Annotated in this window: 15 protein-coding genes; 5 read left to right on the forward strand and 10 right to left on the reverse strand. The window is 64.6% G+C overall.

What is annotated here, in order from left to right:
- Positions 1 to 202: 202 nt before the first annotated feature.
- Together LGM56_RS00210 and LGM56_RS00215 are read left to right on the forward strand one after the other, a co-directional pair.
- Positions 203 to 943, forward strand: coding sequence for a response regulator (locus tag LGM56_RS00210; protein WP_089426714.1), 741 nt, complete (start codon positions 203 to 205; stop codon positions 941 to 943).
- Positions 940 to 2,262, forward strand: a complete 1,323-nt coding sequence (locus LGM56_RS00215) for an ATP-binding protein (protein WP_089441638.1) — start codon at positions 940 to 942, stop codon at positions 2,260 to 2,262. The genes LGM56_RS00210 and LGM56_RS00215 overlap by 4 nt, the downstream gene beginning before the upstream one ends.
- 84 nt (positions 2,263 to 2,346) lie before the next feature.
- Here the strand turns inward: LGM56_RS00215 and LGM56_RS00220 are convergent, their stop codons facing one another.
- The 4 genes from LGM56_RS00220 to LGM56_RS00235 form a co-directional block, all read right to left on the reverse strand.
- Positions 2,347 to 2,958, reverse strand: coding sequence for an alpha/beta fold hydrolase (locus LGM56_RS00220; RefSeq protein ID WP_226202097.1), 612 nt, complete (start codon positions 2,956 to 2,958; stop codon positions 2,347 to 2,349).
- A gap of 62 nt (positions 2,959 to 3,020) precedes the next feature.
- Complete coding sequence (locus tag LGM56_RS00225; RefSeq protein WP_226202099.1) at positions 3,021 to 3,755, reverse strand: metallophosphoesterase family protein; 735 nt, start codon at positions 3,753 to 3,755, stop codon at positions 3,021 to 3,023.
- A gap of 111 nt (positions 3,756 to 3,866) precedes the next feature.
- Positions 3,867 to 4,400 (reverse strand): GNAT family N-acetyltransferase, encoded by a 534-nt coding sequence (locus LGM56_RS00230; protein ID WP_226202101.1) that lies wholly within the window; start codon positions 4,398 to 4,400, stop codon positions 3,867 to 3,869.
- Positions 4,401 to 4,412: 12 nt separating this feature from the next.
- Positions 4,413 to 5,045 carry a LysE family translocator gene (locus LGM56_RS00235; RefSeq protein ID WP_089475555.1) on the reverse strand — a complete coding sequence of 211 codons (633 nt, stop codon included), beginning with the start codon at positions 5,043 to 5,045 and terminating at the stop codon, positions 4,413 to 4,415.
- Between the two features lie 306 nt (positions 5,046 to 5,351).
- Between LGM56_RS00235 and LGM56_RS00240 the strand changes: the two genes are divergently transcribed.
- Positions 5,352 to 6,545, forward strand: coding sequence for a porin (locus LGM56_RS00240; protein WP_174954369.1), 1,194 nt, complete (start codon positions 5,352 to 5,354; stop codon positions 6,543 to 6,545).
- Between the two features lie 646 nt (positions 6,546 to 7,191).
- Entirely contained in the window at positions 7,192 to 9,114 is a 1,923-nt protein-coding gene (locus tag LGM56_RS00245; RefSeq protein WP_089496215.1) for an SMP-30/gluconolactonase/LRE family protein, read from the forward strand.
- A gap of 23 nt (positions 9,115 to 9,137) precedes the next feature.
- On the opposite strand, the gene LGM56_RS00250 is transcribed toward LGM56_RS00245, so the two are convergent.
- The 5 genes from LGM56_RS00250 to LGM56_RS00270 form a co-directional block, all read right to left on the reverse strand.
- Positions 9,138 to 9,557, reverse strand: a complete 420-nt coding sequence (locus LGM56_RS00250) for a DoxX family protein (protein WP_089496216.1) — start codon at positions 9,555 to 9,557, stop codon at positions 9,138 to 9,140.
- A 57-nt stretch (positions 9,558 to 9,614) separates the two neighbouring features.
- Entirely contained in the window at positions 9,615 to 11,282 is a 1,668-nt protein-coding gene (locus LGM56_RS00255) for an MFS transporter (RefSeq protein WP_226202103.1), read from the reverse strand.
- 149 nt (positions 11,283 to 11,431) lie between these two features.
- The gene (locus tag LGM56_RS00260) at positions 11,432 to 11,722 is read right to left on the reverse strand and encodes a putative quinol monooxygenase (RefSeq protein WP_089496218.1); all 291 of its coding nucleotides are present in this window, start codon (positions 11,720 to 11,722) and stop codon (positions 11,432 to 11,434) included.
- A gap of 17 nt (positions 11,723 to 11,739) precedes the next feature.
- The gene (locus LGM56_RS00265) at positions 11,740 to 12,216 is read right to left on the reverse strand and encodes a cupin domain-containing protein (protein ID WP_089496219.1); all 477 of its coding nucleotides are present in this window, start codon (positions 12,214 to 12,216) and stop codon (positions 11,740 to 11,742) included.
- Positions 12,216 to 14,051, reverse strand: a complete 1,836-nt coding sequence (locus LGM56_RS00270) for a thiamine pyrophosphate-binding protein (RefSeq protein ID WP_089496220.1) — start codon at positions 14,049 to 14,051, stop codon at positions 12,216 to 12,218. The genes LGM56_RS00265 and LGM56_RS00270 overlap by 1 nt, the downstream gene beginning before the upstream one ends.
- A gap of 218 nt (positions 14,052 to 14,269) precedes the next feature.
- Between LGM56_RS00270 and LGM56_RS00275 the strand changes: the two genes are divergently transcribed.
- Positions 14,270 to 15,145 carry a LysR family transcriptional regulator gene (locus LGM56_RS00275; RefSeq protein WP_226202105.1) on the forward strand — a complete coding sequence of 292 codons (876 nt, stop codon included), beginning with the start codon at positions 14,270 to 14,272 and terminating at the stop codon, positions 15,143 to 15,145.
- Between the two features lie 33 nt (positions 15,146 to 15,178).
- On the opposite strand, the gene LGM56_RS00280 is transcribed toward LGM56_RS00275, so the two are convergent.
- On the reverse strand, positions 15,179 to 16,648 hold the full coding sequence (locus tag LGM56_RS00280) for a multidrug effflux MFS transporter (RefSeq protein ID WP_226202107.1): 1,470 nt from the start codon (positions 16,646 to 16,648) through the stop codon (positions 15,179 to 15,181).
- Positions 16,649 to 16,654 lie beyond the last annotated feature (6 nt).

The following is a 16,654-nucleotide window of genomic DNA, read 5'->3' on the forward strand; positions in this document are numbered from 1 at the left end:
CGCGCGGTGGCGGCGGCCGGACGGGTTTCGACAGGCCCCATTAAGCGGCGCCGACGTATCTGCGATGTGTCCGGCGCGCCGCGCGTGTGCAATGTTGTGTGTCGTCACGGCGGCGCGATACATTGGGATACAAACGGATGCCCGCCGTGCGGTATAAAAGCGGACATCACCTGCCCGACTACCTCGACACCGACCACGACTCATGGACAAGATCGACCACGTGCTGATCGTCGACGACGACCGCGCGATCCGCGAACTGATCGCGGATTACCTGGAGAAGAACGGCATGCGCGTGTCGCTGGCCGCGAACGGCCGCGAGATGCGCAACGTGCTGGACGACGGCGCGCCCGACCTGATCGTGCTCGACCTGATGATGCCGGGCGAGGACGGCCTCACGCTGTGCCGCGACCTGCGCGCCGGCAAGTTCCGCACGGTGCCCGTGCTGATGCTCACCGCCCGCGGCGAGGAAACCGACCGCATCATCGGCCTCGAGATGGGCGCCGACGACTACCTGGCCAAGCCGTTCGCGGTGCGCGAACTGCTCGCGCGGATCCGCTCGGTGCTGCGCCGCGCGCGCATGCTGCCACCCGGCATGCAGGTGACGGAAACCGCGGAGATGCTTGCGTTCGGCGAATGGCGGCTCGACACGACCGGGCGCCACCTGCTCGACGCGGAAGGCACGCTGGTCGCGCTGAGCGGCGCCGAATACCGGCTGCTGCGCGTATTTCTCGACAACCCGCAACGCGTGCTGACGCGCGACCAGTTGCTCAATCTCACGCAGGGTCGGCAGTCCGATCCGTTCGACCGGTCGATCGACCTGCTCGTGAGCCGGCTGCGCCAGCGCCTGCGCGACGGCGCGCGCGAACCGCGCTACATCAAGACGCTGCGCAACGAGGGCTATGTGTTCTCGTCGGCCGTGACTGCCGTCGACGGTGCGCCATGAGCGCGCGCATCCCGTGGCACTGGCCGCGCTCGCTGTTCGCGCGTCTCGCGCTGATCCTGTGCGTGGGCCTCGCGCTCGCGCAGACGCTGTCGTTCTGGCTCACCGTGACCGAGCGCGACCAGGCGACCACCAACCTGATGATGGGCTACATCGAGCGCGAGGTCGCGAGCTCGGTCGCGCTGCTCGACCACCTGCCGCCGGCCGAGCGGGCCGCGTGGGTGCCGCGCCTCGCGCGGCGCAGCTACGCGTTCATCCTCGGGCCCGGCGAGACCGGCACGCCGCCGGAAGCGCGGCTGTCGGCGCGCGTCGAGCGCTCGATTTCCGACGGCATCGGCGGCGACTACCCGCTGACCGCGAACGCGATTCCCGGCGACCGCGAACATCTGCAGGTGCATCTGCGCCTGACCGACGGGTCGCCGCTGACGATCGACATCCATCCGATGTCGACGGTGCCGCTGTCGGGCTGGCTGCCGGTCGTGCTCGTGCTGCAGCTGGCGGTGCTGGCCGCGTGCTGCTGGCTCGCGGTGCGGCTCGCGACGCGGCCGCTCAAGCAGCTCGCGCAGGCCGCCGATGCGCTCGGCCCCGACCTGAAAGGCGAGCGGCTGAACGAGGGCGGGCCGTCGGAAGTCGCGCGCGCTGCCCGCGCGTTCAACGCGATGCAGGATCGCATCGCGCAGTACATGGCCGAGCGCATGCAGATCCTCGCGTCGATCTCGCACGACCTGCAGACGCCGATCACGCGGATGCGCTTGCGCGCCGACATGATGGAGGACGACGCGCAGGGCGCGAAGCTGCGCCAGGACCTGCTCGAGATGGAGCATCTGGTGAAGGAGGGCGTCGCGTACGCGCGGACGCTGCACGGCAACGAGGAAGCCGCGCGCCGTATCGATCTCGATGCGCTGCTCGACAGCATCGTGTGCGACTACACGGATGCGGGGCAGGACGTCGCGCTGCACAGCCGCGCGCCGCTCGCGCTCGTCACGCGGCCGAAGGCGCTGCGCCGCATCGTCGGCAACCTCGTCGACAACGCGCTGAAGTTCGCGGGCGCGGCCGAGATCGACGTGCACGCCGCGCCGGACGGCGGCGCGGTGATCGCCGTGCTCGACCGCGGGCCCGGTATTCCGGACGATCAGCTCGACGCGGTGTTCGAGCCGTTCCGGCGCGTGGAGACGTCGCGCAACCGCGAGACGGGCGGCACGGGGCTCGGCCTCGCGATCGCGCGGCAGCTCGCGCTGGCGATGGGCGGCACGCTCACGCTGAGCAACCGGGCGGACGGTGGCGGGCTCGAGGCGCGGCTGACGTTGAGGAATGCGGGGTGACAGCGTGCGGCGTGTGAGCGCCGCGGCTTCCGGTGTGCGCCGAAATCGAAACCGGCGCTGCCGTTGAAGCTGCCGTGTCCGGTGTCACACGCGCTGCAGATGCGCATCGACGAGCGGCGCGAGCGTCGTTGCATGCACGGCTGCGAGATCGTGCCGGCCGCCCGGCACGACATGCAGCTGCGCGTCGGGCAACCGTTCGAGCAGGCGCCGGCCGGCCGCGACGGGGCTGATCGGATCGTCGTCGCCCCACAGCAGCAGCGTCGGCTGTGCGATGCGCCCGATCTCCTGCGACAGGTCGGCACGGAGCGTCAGGAACCAGTCGGGAAGCTGCGGGTTCGCTTCCGCGAAACCGGTGCGCCAGTCCTGCGCGCCGAGCCCGGCCATGTCGAGGCCGCCGGACGTGACCGTCAGCACGAGGTGCGTGATCAGTGCGGGCTTGTCGAGCGCCGCGCGCATCGCGATCACGCCGCCCATCGACTGCGCGATCACGGCGGTCGGCCGGTCGATCGTTTCCAGCACATGACGCACGAGGCTGTCGAAATCGTCGACGGCCGGATCGTGCGGCGTGTCGCCGAAGCCCGGGTAGCCGACGATGCGGTGCTCGGCCGGATGCGTGAGAAGGCCGGCGAGCGGTTGCCAGAAAGCGGTGCTGCCCGATGCGCCGGGCAGGAAGAGCAGTTGCGACGGAACGGGCATGGCGGTGCGGTTTCCCGGTGAGTGAAGTGAAGCGGAAGGGCGCGCGACGTGAGCCGGGCGCATCAGCACCGGCCGGTGCGCAGCGCGACGGTCCAGTCGTCGCGCCCGCGCGAGGCCGCGGTGGCGGCTGCCGTGTGCCAGTCGTATTCGACCGCATGGAGTTCGACGTTCCAGCCGGCGGCCGTGCGCGACACCATCGCGTAGCGCGCATGCGGCGAGCCTGTCTCGATGCGGTGCGGATGCGGCAGGTCGTCCGTGTAGGCCTGCAGCCCGACGCTGCCCGGGTTGACGATCAGCCGGCCGTCGTCGAGCTTCGCCGTCCGCGGGATATGCGTGTGGCCGCACAGGATCAGCGACGCCGGTTCGTTGCCCGCGCGCTGCGCGATTTCATCGGGCGTGGCCGCGCGGCAGCCGTCGGGCGTGACCGTTTCGAGGAAATAGACGAGGTCGCTGTCGGGCGTGCCGTGCACCATGAGCACATCGTCGCCGAGCGTCATGCGTTCGGGCAGCGCGGCGATCCATTCCAGATGATCGGCGCGCAGCGTGTCGTGCGCCCAGCGATCCGACAGCCGCATCGACGCGCGATCGCCGGTGAGCAGTTGCCGTTCGTGATTGCCCTTGATGGTCGGCAGGTCGAGCGCGATCAGGCGGTCGGCCGTCTCGGGCGGATGGAGCGCGCCGGACAGGATGTCGCCGAGATTGACGATCACGTCGGCGCCGCGGCGGCGGACGTCGTCGAGCACCGCGTCGAGTGCGGCGAGGTTGCCGTGGATGTCGGACAGCGCGGCGATTTTCATGGCGGGTCGGCGAGGAAGGGAACGGCGATTGTCGCCAATTCGGCGCAGGCCGTCCAATGGCGGGCGCAGGCGACGCGGTGAGCGGTTTGACGTGAAGCCGCGATGGGTGTGTCAGTCGGTCGCGAGGCGTGCGTACATCGCGAAATCGCCCGGCGTGCCGCGCACCATCTTGTACGCGCGCAACAGCCCTTCGTAGCGGTAGCCGCATTTCTGCAGCACGCGCGCGGAGCCTGCGTTGCTGGTCAGCACGACGGCCTGCATGCGCATGAAGCCCTCGGCGAATGCCCACTCGGTGACGGCCGTGCACAGCGCGCTCGCGATCCCGCGCCCCCAGTGCGACGGCGCGAGATCGTAAGCGATTTCCGCCGAGCGGTTCACGGTCGAGACGGTATGCAGGCCGATCGTCCCGGCGAGCGCGCCCGATGCGTCGTCGATCACGGCGAGACGCCGGATCGAATCGGGGTCCGTCGATTCGATGGCGTCGAACAGCGGCAGCAGATCGTCTGGCGAGCGCAGGTTCCAGCTCGTGTGGCGGTAGACGTCGGGGTTCGTCAGGTACGCGTACCACGCGTCGAGGTCGGCGCGTTCGATCTGGCGGAGCGACAGGCCGGGAAAGCCGGAGCGGGGCGGCGCAGCGATTTTCATCGGCATCCGCGCCTATGCCGCATGACGTCGGTACAGCGCCAGCGACCCGGCGAGCGCGAGCAGCATCGCGCCGCAGGTGCGTTCGAGCCACAGCGCCCCCGCGCGCTTCAGCAGCCGCACCGCGCGTGCGCCGAGCAGCGCGTAGCCGAACATCACGACCCCGTCGAGCAGCGCGAACGTGATCGCGAGCGCGACGTATTGCGGCGCGAGCGGCGCGGACGGATCGAGGAACTGCGGCAGGAAGGCGGAGAAGAACAGATAGCCCTTCGGGTTCGTCACCGCCGTGAGGAAACTCTTCGCGAAGATCGACGCGTTGCGCCCGGATGGGTCGCCACCGTGCGCGGCGGCGACGTCGAGCGAGCCCTTCGACATCAGCAGCCGGATGCCGACGTACGCGAGATACGCGGCGCCGAGCCACTTCACCACCGAGAACCAGAACGCCGACGCCATCAGCAGCGCGCCGAGGCCGAGCGCCACCGCGACGATCAGCACGAAGTCGGACAGCATCGCGCCCGCGAAGCCGTAGGCCGCGCGGCGCACGCCGTAGCGCGAGCCGTTGGTCAGCGCGAGCAGCACGGTCGGGCCGGGTGTCGCGATACCGACGAACGCGACGGCGGCGAAGATCAGCAGGGTCGTTTCATGCATGAAGGCACTCCCGATGGATGGCGGCGCGTTCGATTATCGGTTGCGCCCGCCCGGGCTGTACAGGTGAGACGCGTTGCGCACACGGCCGGCTGCGCGACTATCTCGATTTTGGCAAGAAACTGTTTTCATTATTGTGCTTTCGACGGGAACCGGTTCCATCTACCATGGCGGCCGCAGTGGGCATGCCCGCCGCGTCGTCGCGCGCGGACGCGGCCGGCCTCGCACCGCCGGCACATCTCGCCGCCCGCGCGCTGCTCGCAACTGACAGCCAGAACAACGGGTTCAACGCCCGGAGACACGATAATCATGAACAAGCAACTGATCGCAGCCCCGCTGCTGCTCTCGCTCGCGGGCATCGCCGCCGCACAAAGCTCCGTCACGCTGTACGGCATCGTCGATGCGGGCGTCACCTATCGCAGCAACGAGCGGGTCGGCTCCGCGGGCGCGTACACCGGCCACTCGAGCGTCGGGCTCACGACCGGCAACCTGTCCGGCAGCCGCTGGGGGATCAAGGGTTCCGAGGATCTCGGCGGCGGGATGCGCGCGCTGTTCGTCCTCGAGAACGGCTTCGACATCACGAACGGCACGTCGGGGCAGGGTGGCCGCCAGTTCGGCCGCCAGGCATTCGTCGGCCTCGGCAGCGACCGCTACGGCACGGTCACGCTCGGCCGCCAGTACACGTCGCTCGACGACTTCGTGAGCCCGGTCGGCCCGTCGTCGTACATCGGCGGCTTCGGCGCGCACCCGGGCGACATCGACGACCTCGACCAGACCGCGCGGGTCGACAGCTCGATCAAGTACACGAGCGCCAACTACTCGGGCTTCACGTTCGGCGCGCTGTACGGCTTCGGCAGCCAGCCGGGCAGCATGAAGCAGCGCAACACGTGGAGCGTCGGCGCGGCATACGCGGCGGGCCCGCTGCGCGTCGGCGTCGGTTACGAGCGGTCGGACAACAGCAAGACGGGTGCGACCGACCCGACGGCCGGCAAGTGGCAGAGCACCGACGACGGGTTGTTCAACTCGTCGATCAACGAAGGCTATGCGAGCGCGCAATCGCAGCAGATCATCGCGACCGGCGCGACCTACGACTTCGGGCCGGCCGTCGTCGGCGTGAACTACAGCAACGTGCAGTACCGCAGCGGCGGCCAGTCGCTGTTCACGGGCCACGCGACGTTCAACGTCGCGGGCGTGTTCACGCGCTGGAACGTGCGCCCGCAGACGCAACTGTTCGCGGGCTACAGCTACACGCGCGGCAGCGATGTCGACGGCGTGGACGACCGCGCGCAGTATCACAACGTCACGCTCGGCGCCGTGTATGACCTGTCGAAGCGCACCAGCGTGTACCTGCTCGGCGCGTACCAGCATGCATCGGGCATGACGCTCGACGCGCTCGGCCGGCCGGTGGCCGCGACTGCGTCGGTATCGGACAAGGCGAACGGCCACTCGTCCGATTCCCGCTCGCAGGCCATCGTCAGCCTCGGCCTGCGCCAGAAGTTCTGACGCGCATCGATCGTTGCGGCCGCAACGTTTCCCGCCGCCGATGCCGGCAACGTTGCATGCAGGCTCCTGACCTGTCGCTTCTCCTTTCCTCTTCTACCGGTACCGCGTGATCGACATCGTCGACGCGCGGCCGAAACTCCTCGACGGTTGGGCTGGCCCGACGCTCGACGACGCGAACTGAACGATCGCGGCCGCGTGCCGGCATGGCCGGCGCGCGGGTTTTGGGTTTGCTCCACCGTATCCCGCTTTCCTCTCCCTTCCTCCCGCCGCATGCCGCCGTGCCGAATCGCGATGACGCGATTGCGCCGGATATTATTTTTTCTCTTTCATTTCAATTTCGATTTGTAATCATTTGGCCCATTTCCGGGGAATGAAAAAGACAATGCGGGCATTTCAGAAAAAATGACGCATTCTCATTGAGTGAGCCGGAAGAAAATGCCGGGGAAAAAGCGCCGAAACCGTGCGCCCGGCAAGCTGCTGCGGCGCGGTGAGCGGGTTTGACCATCGTTGACGGAAAAGCGCCGGACGGCAAAAAGAACGGAGTGAATAATTCGGGAGGGCGGCGAATGCGCTTTAGCCGGAATCACCAATATTTCACGCGCCGCGATTTACAGTGTCGACAATTGAACGTTCGGGAGCATTATTCATGTCAATGAAACAAATTCGGGCGGCGTTGCTGGGAATGTGCATGGCAATGCTGGCGCCGGCGAGTCACGCGCAGGTGCAATACTCGACCGACTGGCTCGCGAACACGTACGGCACGCTGGCCCAGCACGTCGGCAATGCCGCGCGCTCGATGTGGGTCGCGCCCGAGGGCGTGATCTATACGTCGTCGCGCTGGGACGAGAACGCGGGCGGCGTCGCGCTCTACCAGAATGGCCAGACGTTGGGCACGATCGGTATCCACGACGAATTCCAGGGCGGCGCGATTACCGGCAACGCGACGTCGATCTTCGTCGCGCTCGGCTATAACCGCAACTTCGGCAGCGGCTCCGTCGGCCGCTACGATCGCAGTACGAACAAACGCGACCTGCGTATCCCGGTCAGCACGTGGACGGGCCTCCCGAACCCGGACGTGATCACCGGCCTCGCGACGGCCGGCAACCTGCTGTACGCGAGCGATTTCTACGGCAACCGCGTGCGCGTCTATACGACCGACGGCGTCTGGCAGCGCGACATCGGCGTGACCGGGCCCGGCGCGCTGGCGCTCGATGCGGCGGGCAACCTGTGGGTCGCGCGCATGAGCGCGGGCGTGGTCGTGCAGTACAGCGCCGCCGGCACGCTGATGAACACGATCCAGATGGCGGCCGGCGCGCGGCCGTCGGCGCTGTATTTCGATGCGTCGACGGGGCAGTTGCTGGTGGGCGACCAGGGCCCGGACATGAACATCAAGCTCTACAGCCTCGCCGGGTTGCCGCAGCAGGTCGGCACGTTCGGCGTGCAGGGCGGCTATCTCGACACGACCTCGGGCATCAAGGGGCAGGTCGGCGACAAGCGCTTCACGCGCGTGGTCGGCATCGGCAAGGATTCGGGCGGCAACCTGTACGTGCTCAACAACGCGTGGGGCGGCGGCTGGGATCTCGGGCGCAACGGCAGCACCGATCTTCATTCGTACAGCCCGACGGGCGCGCTGCAATGGAAGCTGCAGGCGCTGAACTTCGAGGCGATCGCCGCGCCCGACCCGTCGACCGACGGCGCGTTCTTCTACAGCGGCAACAACGTGTATACGGGCTCGGCGGGCGGCACGTTCGTCGCGAACACGGTCGACCCGTTCACCTATCCGAAGGACCCGCGCCTCGACATGAACGACTACCAGCGCGGCCAGCATTTCGGCCAGCTCGTGATGGTGGGCGGCAACCGGATTCTCGTCGCGTCGGGCCAGAACCCCGGCAACTTCAATTTCTATTACTTCACGCCGGCGACCGGCTATATCGCGAATCCGGCCGGCTCGCTGCCGGGCAAGCCTTTCAACACGACGTTGCAGGTCACGACCGGTTTCGACATCGACGGCAACGGCGACGTGTGGGCCGGGCTGAACGGCACCAACGCGATTACCCGCTACCCGATGACGGGCTTCGATGCGACCGGCAAGCCGTCGTGGGGCAAGCCGGTGACGACGCCCGTGCCGAGCACCGTGGCGCCGACGACGCGCATCGTCTACCAGGCGGACAGCGACACGATGATCCTCGCGCAGGGCCTCGCGAACAACTGGGACTGGACCGCGATGAACGGGCACATCGAGGTCTATCACGGCTGGAAGAACGGCAACACGACCGCGCCGAACCCGGTGATCAACCTGACCAGCGCGAACCCGAAATCGATCGCGGCGGCCGGCCACTACCTGTTCGTCGGCTACGTGCACACGGTGCCGAACGTCGACGTGTTCGATCTCAACACCGGCGCGCTCGTGACGACGCTGACCAACTCGAACACGTCGGCGATGGACGTCGGCAACGACGTCGACTCGATGTACGGGATCCGTGCGTACCTGCGCTCGACCGGCGAATACGTGATCACGAAGGACAACTACAACGGCACCAGCATGATCGTGTATCGCTGGCATCCGTGAGTGCGTGGGCCGTGCCGCTCGGCTCAGCCACGGTCAATCGAAAATCGTCCCGGGCCCGCCGAGTAGAGCGCGAGAAGGCCGCCCATGATCGACAGATTCTTGTAGAAATGAATCATGTCGGTCATCTGTCGAGGGCCGTCGATTACCCAGAACGGATGCCCGATAATCGCGGCGCCGAGCGTATAGAGGGCGAGCAGCAGCGCGAGCGGGCGTGTATGGAAGCCGATCAGAATCGCAATCGCTACCACGACGTCCATTGCGATCAGGATCACAGCAGACAGCATCGGCAACGGGGCGTCGATGCGAGTCATGTAGGCGACTGCACCTCCGAAGTCGAGTAGCTTCGGAATTCCGATTTTCAAATAGAGCGAGATGATCAGCACGCGAGCGATCAACAGCAGGAAATCATGAAGTGTGTTTGACAGGAGTGGGCGGATTGTCATGGCTTGAGAGAGTTTGAGCGACCGGCACGCGCGCAGGGCGAGCCGGCCGCGAAGATTTCAGGTGGCGTTGTGACGCGCGCTGTCGTCCTTCTGCCCCACGCTGAAACGGATCTCGAGGATGGTCAATGCGGCCAGAAGGGCAATGAAGGCGGCCCCAGCGGCCAGTTGGAACCCTGTGTGCAGGACGCCGCTGAAGGCGCCGCGCAAGACGTCGATGATGTGCTGGCCGTAGAACGGCGTGCCCGCCAGCGATTCGATGACGGCGGACTGTTTCTTCGGGTCGATGAGCAGTTGGGGATCTTCCAGCAGGCTGTTCAGGTGTCCGCCGAGCGTCCTCACACCCAACGCGTTCAATATCTGGGCCGTACCGGCCTTGTAGTGTGCCGATACCCAGGCGCCGAGCGCGGACAGCCCCACCATTCCGCCGATCATCCGGGTGGACTGGATGAGTGATGTCGCGATACCGACGCGCGTCTTCCCCGCGATCTCCTGCGTGAAAATATTGACGTTATTGAGGATGAGCCCCAATCCGACGCCCGCCCCGGACAACGAAATGATCAGAAGCGCATGCATGTTCGTCAGCGCGACGCATGACAAGCCATAGCAGGCCAGCACGAGCATCGAGAAGCCAGCGAGCACGATGATCGCAGGACGCTCGACGCGCGTGACGATGGCCGTATTGAGCAGGCTGCCGATCGCGATCGATCCGGCGAGCGGCGTCGATAGCTGGCCTGCTGCCGTGGCCGAAAGCCCGAAGCCGCTCTGGAGCAGCAGCGGCGCGTAGAAGATCGCCGAGAACATGACTGCGCCCGTCAGAAAGGATAGTCCGAGCAACGTCACGATGCGTCGGTCGCCCAGCAGTTCGAGGGGTACCAGAGGTACGGTTGCGCGCCGTTCACAACGGACGAACAATGTGACCAGAACCGGCAAGCTCGCGATAGCAGCGCAACGGAGTTGCATCGACATGTCGTCAAGCTCGTTACCGAATACGAACAACAGGCATGCAAGTAACAAGGAAAGCGTCAGCGCGCCGGCGATGTCGATGCGGATCCGTGTTCCCGATGCCGGAGCGACGCGCGGAAGATAGCGCTGTGTGAAGTAGAGCGCGGCGACGCCTACCGGCAGATTGATCAGGAACGTCGAGCGCCAACCGTATCGATCGGTTAGCCAACCTCCGAGGGATGGCCCCGCGGCCGTGCCGATGCCATAGGCCGCGGCGAGTACTACCTGCCATCGAGCGCGCTCCAGCGGCGCGGGAAACAGGTCCGGTATGGACGCGAACGCGGTCCCCGTCATCATTCCCGCGCCGATACCTTGAAGCGCGCGCGCGGCGACGAGCGTAGCCATATTCGGGGCGGATGCGCATAAAACCGAGGCCACGGTAAAAGTCGCGACTGCGCCGACTACGAACGGTTTGCGTCCGTAGTAGTCGCCGAGCCGACCGAAAACCGGTACGGTAATCAGAGACGTCAACAGATACGCGGTCGCGATCCAGGTGTACCACTCGAAGCCGCCCAAGGTCGCGACGATCTGCGGCAATGCCGTACTGACGGTCGTTTGATCGAGCGCGACCAGCATATTGACGATCCCGATGCCTGTCATCGCCGCCAGCGATTGACCGAACGGGCGTGATGATGGGCATGGCGTGGGGGCGGGGGAGCGCGGTTCGTCGGCAAGAAGCGAGGGCGCGCCGCCGGTAGCCGGCGCTTTGACTGGGGGTTGCATGGTGCTTGGACTCGAATCGGTCGCGATCCGGGCTGGCGGATAGACGCGATGAAGATCGGGGAGGGAGAGGCGATATGATGGGCGCGACAGCTGAGGTAAGGAAGCCGAGTCGTCTCCGGCGTCGGCTTCCCGTCGCGTATCTCGATGCGTTACTGAACCTTTCTCGTGATAAGCAATTCCTTGCGCTCGACGAGCTCGGGGGAAAGCGCGCGATAGGCGGCAATGTGACGCGTATTCAGGTGAGCGTCGAGTGCCTCTTGGCTCTCCCAAATCTCGTGGAAGACGAAGGTGCGCGGGTCGCGCAGATCGCGACTTAGCTCGTAGCGGATCATGCCCGGATCGCCTTCGGTCGGGGCGAGGAGGCCGCGCAGCAGTGCTTCAAGTGCGGCTTCCTTTCCTGGTTTCGCTACGTTGATGGCGGTGACAACGATTTCAGACATGTTTTATGTTTGGTGATTCAGTTTGCTTCCAGCGTGCGCAACGGCTGGCCCTTGGCGCCGGCGAAGAACACAACCATCTCGGCTGGTTCGTCTGTCGTGTAGCCGTGGTGAATCGTTCCGACGGTGTCGGCGATCACCTGTCCCGAGGTAAACGTCGTCCGGGATTCACCGTTCTTTTTCTCCACGGTGAGGCGGCCGCTCAGCAGATAGACGGCATTGACGACACCGTGGCTGTGCCAGGGAAGCATCGTGTGAGCCGGGATCCGCACATATTGCACGTCGAGCAGCGGCGTACCCTCCGGATAGCGTGTGTAGTCGGCGCCATCCCAGGATTGCGACGTATGCGCAAGCGACGTGACCTCTACGCCTCCTTCGGACGCTCGCGCGCCTGAAGCGATCGACAAGGCGGTGATCGCAACTGCCCCGAGACAGGCAGGCCACTTCGGATGGGTCATTCTTTTCAACGTCGCGTATCGGTCCAGTTCTTTCAACATCAGTCGATGCACTCGGGTGTGTCCATTGCCGTTGTATACGGAGCGTCGAACGCGTCGGCAGGAGCGTGTTTCACTGATATTGCCGTCGAGGATTCGGCGTAGTAGCGGTTTGGCGACGGGAAGACGCCGACGGCCACTTCGATGACGAATGGACCGTCGCATGCCAATGCGTCGCCGACGGCCTGTTCGAGATCGACTAGGCTATCGACCTGACGTGCCGGGACGCCCACCGATTGGGCGAACCGTGTCCAGTCGTGGCGAGGCAACTTGCTGAATTGCTCCGCGACGGTCCGCTTGGTGATGGCGTCGATATGAATCGCGCCGTGAGCGGCGTTGTTCAGGACGATAAAGATCACCTTGATGCCGTACCGGGCAGCGGTTTGCATCTCCATGCCGTGCATCAGCATGCAGCCGTCCCCGGTCACCACGAGACAGGGACGATGCGGCGCGCCGAGTCTGACGCCTATTCCGGCTGCGACTGCCCAGCCCATCGGAGCCAGCGCGCTCGACGAGAAGTAGTTTCCGAGGCCGGACGAGAGCCAGTAGTGCGCCATGAAGATTCGATGCGCACCTGAATCGACGACAACGTTGGTGTCCTCGGGCACGAGGTTGCTGAGACTTCGGACGACGTCACCCGGATAGAGGGAAAGCGAATCGGATGCGCTTCCGATCGAGGTCGGCTCGAATCGATGATCGTAAAGCGGAACCGGCTTCACGCGCTCGAGCCACTCATCCCGATGAGCGAATGCTTTGTCGAATTCCCGGGTTGCGCCTGTCGGCATATGCGCAAGCATACGGAGGGTCGCGGTAATGCCGGAGAAAATGCTTCGGCTCGGAACGTGACCGGTTGCCGGCGCATTGAAGCTATCGTCGAAAATGATGAGTTCCTTGCCGGCGCTCAGCTTGTCGCTCCAGTTCAGACTATCGCGTTGATTGAGATCGCAGCCGAGAACGACGAGCGCATCGAGATCGGCGGAATTGATCAGTTGTATTGCTCGTGTGTGTCCCGAGAATCCATAGACACCCAACGCGAGAGGGTGCCGTTCCGGAAAGGCGCCTTTTCCGGATAAGGTTGTCGCAACCGGAATATTGAAGCACTCGGCAACCTTGAGCAGAACCCGGGCCGTCTCTGGATCGTTTCCGCGGCCACCGACGAGAAATGCGACCTTCTTTTCCTGAAAGAGATATTGCTTGCAAAGCGCTTGCACTGCGATCGGGTTGGCCGGGACATGGTTCGTATCCACGATACTTTGTGCGTACGGACGCTGCATGCGCTCGTTAGGGGCCGGCGCAGGTTGCTGCTGAACGTCCAGCGGGATGCTGATGAATGAACGGGCGCGGCGCATCCAGTTCAGACCGTCAGTAGCGCGACGCATTTCGGCCAGCAGATTGTGCTTGTTTTTCAGCTCAACAACGTCGTCCACGAGATTTTGTACGACGCTGCTTTCGGCAATTCCTCCCAGCGTACCGTCCTGGAAAGCACCTTTTCCCTCGGCATTCGACGATATGCCGCCGGCGAGATAGAGAACCGGGATCCGGTCGGCGAGGGCAGCCGCCATGCCGGGAACGAGATTCATCGTGCCGGGTCCGGAAATGGCGAGACACACGCCGAATTTGCGACTTGCTCTCGCGTAGCCATCGGCCATGAAAGCACTGCCGGTCTCGTGCGCGGCAACGATGCCACGCATTTCCGGCGTCTTGTCTATCGCGTCAAGCAACGGATAAACCATCTTTCCGGGGACCAGAAAAATGTGGTCGATGTGCAGCGACCGGAGGAGGTTCATAACGCTTCCCGAAACGTCGTATCGGGCCGGAATGTGAGTTGCCTTTTCCATCTTTTTATGCTTTTTTGATTTACAACGATCTAGCGAGTCGAATACGCCGGCTTTTTTTTTCTAACCCTCGGTATGGGGAGGGAAATCGCGATTGCCGGAACACTGCGATATACCGTTTGGTACGGGGGCCTGATTATCTCTGTTGGAGAGTATTGGCTCAACTTGTATAATTGCATCCGAAGAATGCAAAACTGCTTTGACGAGAGAGAAGGTTATTCATGAATTGGGACGATGCCCGCGTCTTTTTGGCGGTTCATCGCGCCGGGACGCTGCGCGAGGCTGCCGTCGTTCTGGATGTCGATCAGGCAACCGTGGGGCGGCGGCTGATGGCACTGGAGAGGGCGCTGGGTGCGAAGCTCTTTCTCAAGACATCGTCCGGCTATGTCGTGACGCAGATCGGCGAGCATTCGCTGCAGGCAGCGCAAGAGATGGAGCGAGCGGCGTGCGAATTCGAGCGTCGAGCACATGGCTCGGACGACCGGCTCGAAGGGGAGGTTCGGGTGACGACAACCGATTCCCTGGCGATGGATTTTGTCGTTCCCGCGATACGCGCGTTACGGCGGAAATGTCCCGGAATACACGTCGTCCTGACGACTTCCGTGCAGGTGCTCAATTTGACGCGACGCGATGCCGACCTCGCGATTCGAACCGTGATGCCGGAAAATCCCGATCTTGTTCGGCGGAGGCTGGCCGAGTGGGAGGTTGGGCTGTTCGCGAGCCGCGAGTATCTGGATGGACGTGGCGCCCCCGAGATCGGATCCGCTTTCGAAGGTCATGATCTGGTCATCTACCAGCCCTCCATCACGTCCAACCAGGGACACTCGCTGTGCGGCGAGCCGATGGATCGAGGGCGCGTCGTCGCGCAAGTGAGTTCGAGCTTGATGCTGGCGACATCGATCCGGTCGGGCATCGGAATAGGCGAACTTCCGGTGTATATGGCGCACGAGGACGATTCGCTCGTACGCATCTGGTCCCACCGGACTCGAACCACGCCGTATCAGGTCTGGCTTGTGTCGCATACGGACCTGAACCGGACCGCCCGCGTTCGAGCAGTCACCGACGAGATCGCTGCTTCGTTCGACCGCTTTCGGTAGCAGCCGGGATCTCGCCGGTACCGGGGGCGCTGGTTAATGCGGCAGGGTCTTGCGCGTTGCAAGCGCGCGCCGAGCGGCGTACCAGCGGGGCACGATCGCGACTGCGGCGACGATCGCGAAGAACGGAATGGCCGTCGCAAGCACGTGGCTGCCGGTACCGAGCAGGCCGCTGGAAACTGTGGCCGCGAGCGAGGCACTTCCGATCTGGAAGAAACCGACCAGTCCGGACGCCGTGGCGGCGCGCCCATGTTCGCTAGCGATGGCGCCCGACACGGCCAGCGACAGCGACGATCCGTTTGACAGACTGACGAGAAACATCGGTATCACGATCGCGACGACGCTTTTGAAATGCCATGACTCGCACAGGGCGAACGCAATTCCTCCGGCAACGAAGCAGCACACACCGGCCACGACGATCGAGTCGTAGGACATCCGATCGAGCATCCGCCGCGAGATCATGTTGGCGGAAATGATGCCGGCGGTAAGCGGCAGATAGAGCCAGCCGCTTTGCTGTTCCGACAGGCCCAGGCCGGAGAAGATGAACGGCGACTGCGTCAGGTAGACGAACCACGCGCAATAGATCGCACAGACGACGAGCGTATATCGGATGAACGTTCGATCCCTGAGCACGCTGGAAAAGCCGGCCAGCGGCACTGTGCTCTGTTGTCCCGGTGTGACGGGCGGCCGCGTTTCTTTCAGAAGAAGCTGTGCCAGCATGAGCGAGACTAGGCCAAATCCGGCGACGAAGATGAAGTCGCTTCGCCACCCGAACCAGGCTGCCAGATAGCCGCCGATTGCCGGGGCGATCGCTGGAGACAGCGAGACGAGCGGATACACGATGCTATAGACCTTGGCGGATTCCTTCTTGTCGCAGGTGTCGGCGATGATAGCGCGGCCGATGACGAGACCGGACGCCGCGCCGAGGGCTTCGAGCACGCGCCATCCGAGAAAGCTTTCAAAGCCGCCGGCATTTGCGCAGCCGATCGAGCCGAGAATGTAGAGAAGGATTCCGACAGTCAGCACGGGTTTGCGTCCCCATCGATCGGAGAGGGGGCCATAGACCAGTTGGGCGCAGGCGAGCGCGATCAGGTAGGCCGATACCGTCTGCGGCATCTGCCATGCACCGATTGAAAATTCATGAGCCATCGACGGCATCGCGGGCAAATAGACGTCGGACGCGATCAGGCCGAAGGCGCTCAACATGGAGACGACGAGTATGAGTGAGAAGTGAGACATATTCGCTGGGTTGGTGTGGCGGAACGCGTGAACGAATGGAGATGACGACGCGTACGGGCAGCCTCGAGAAAAGGCCGGGGCGATCATACGGCGTACGATGCGGTTCGGGATCGGATGGAATTGCATCGCTAGGATGCATTTTTGCGGGGCGCCGGGATTGATGCCGCGGATGTTGCGCAGAGAAGGGAGCAGAGCCGCCGCGTAGCGAGCGCGGAGCATCGATGCGGGGTTTGCGCGTGGGTCGCGGTTTGCGACCCACGCGCCCATCAGCCC

This window comes from Burkholderia sp. AU38729 (assembly GCF_020419725.1).
Taxonomy (GTDB): Bacteria; Pseudomonadota; Gammaproteobacteria; order Burkholderiales; family Burkholderiaceae; genus Burkholderia.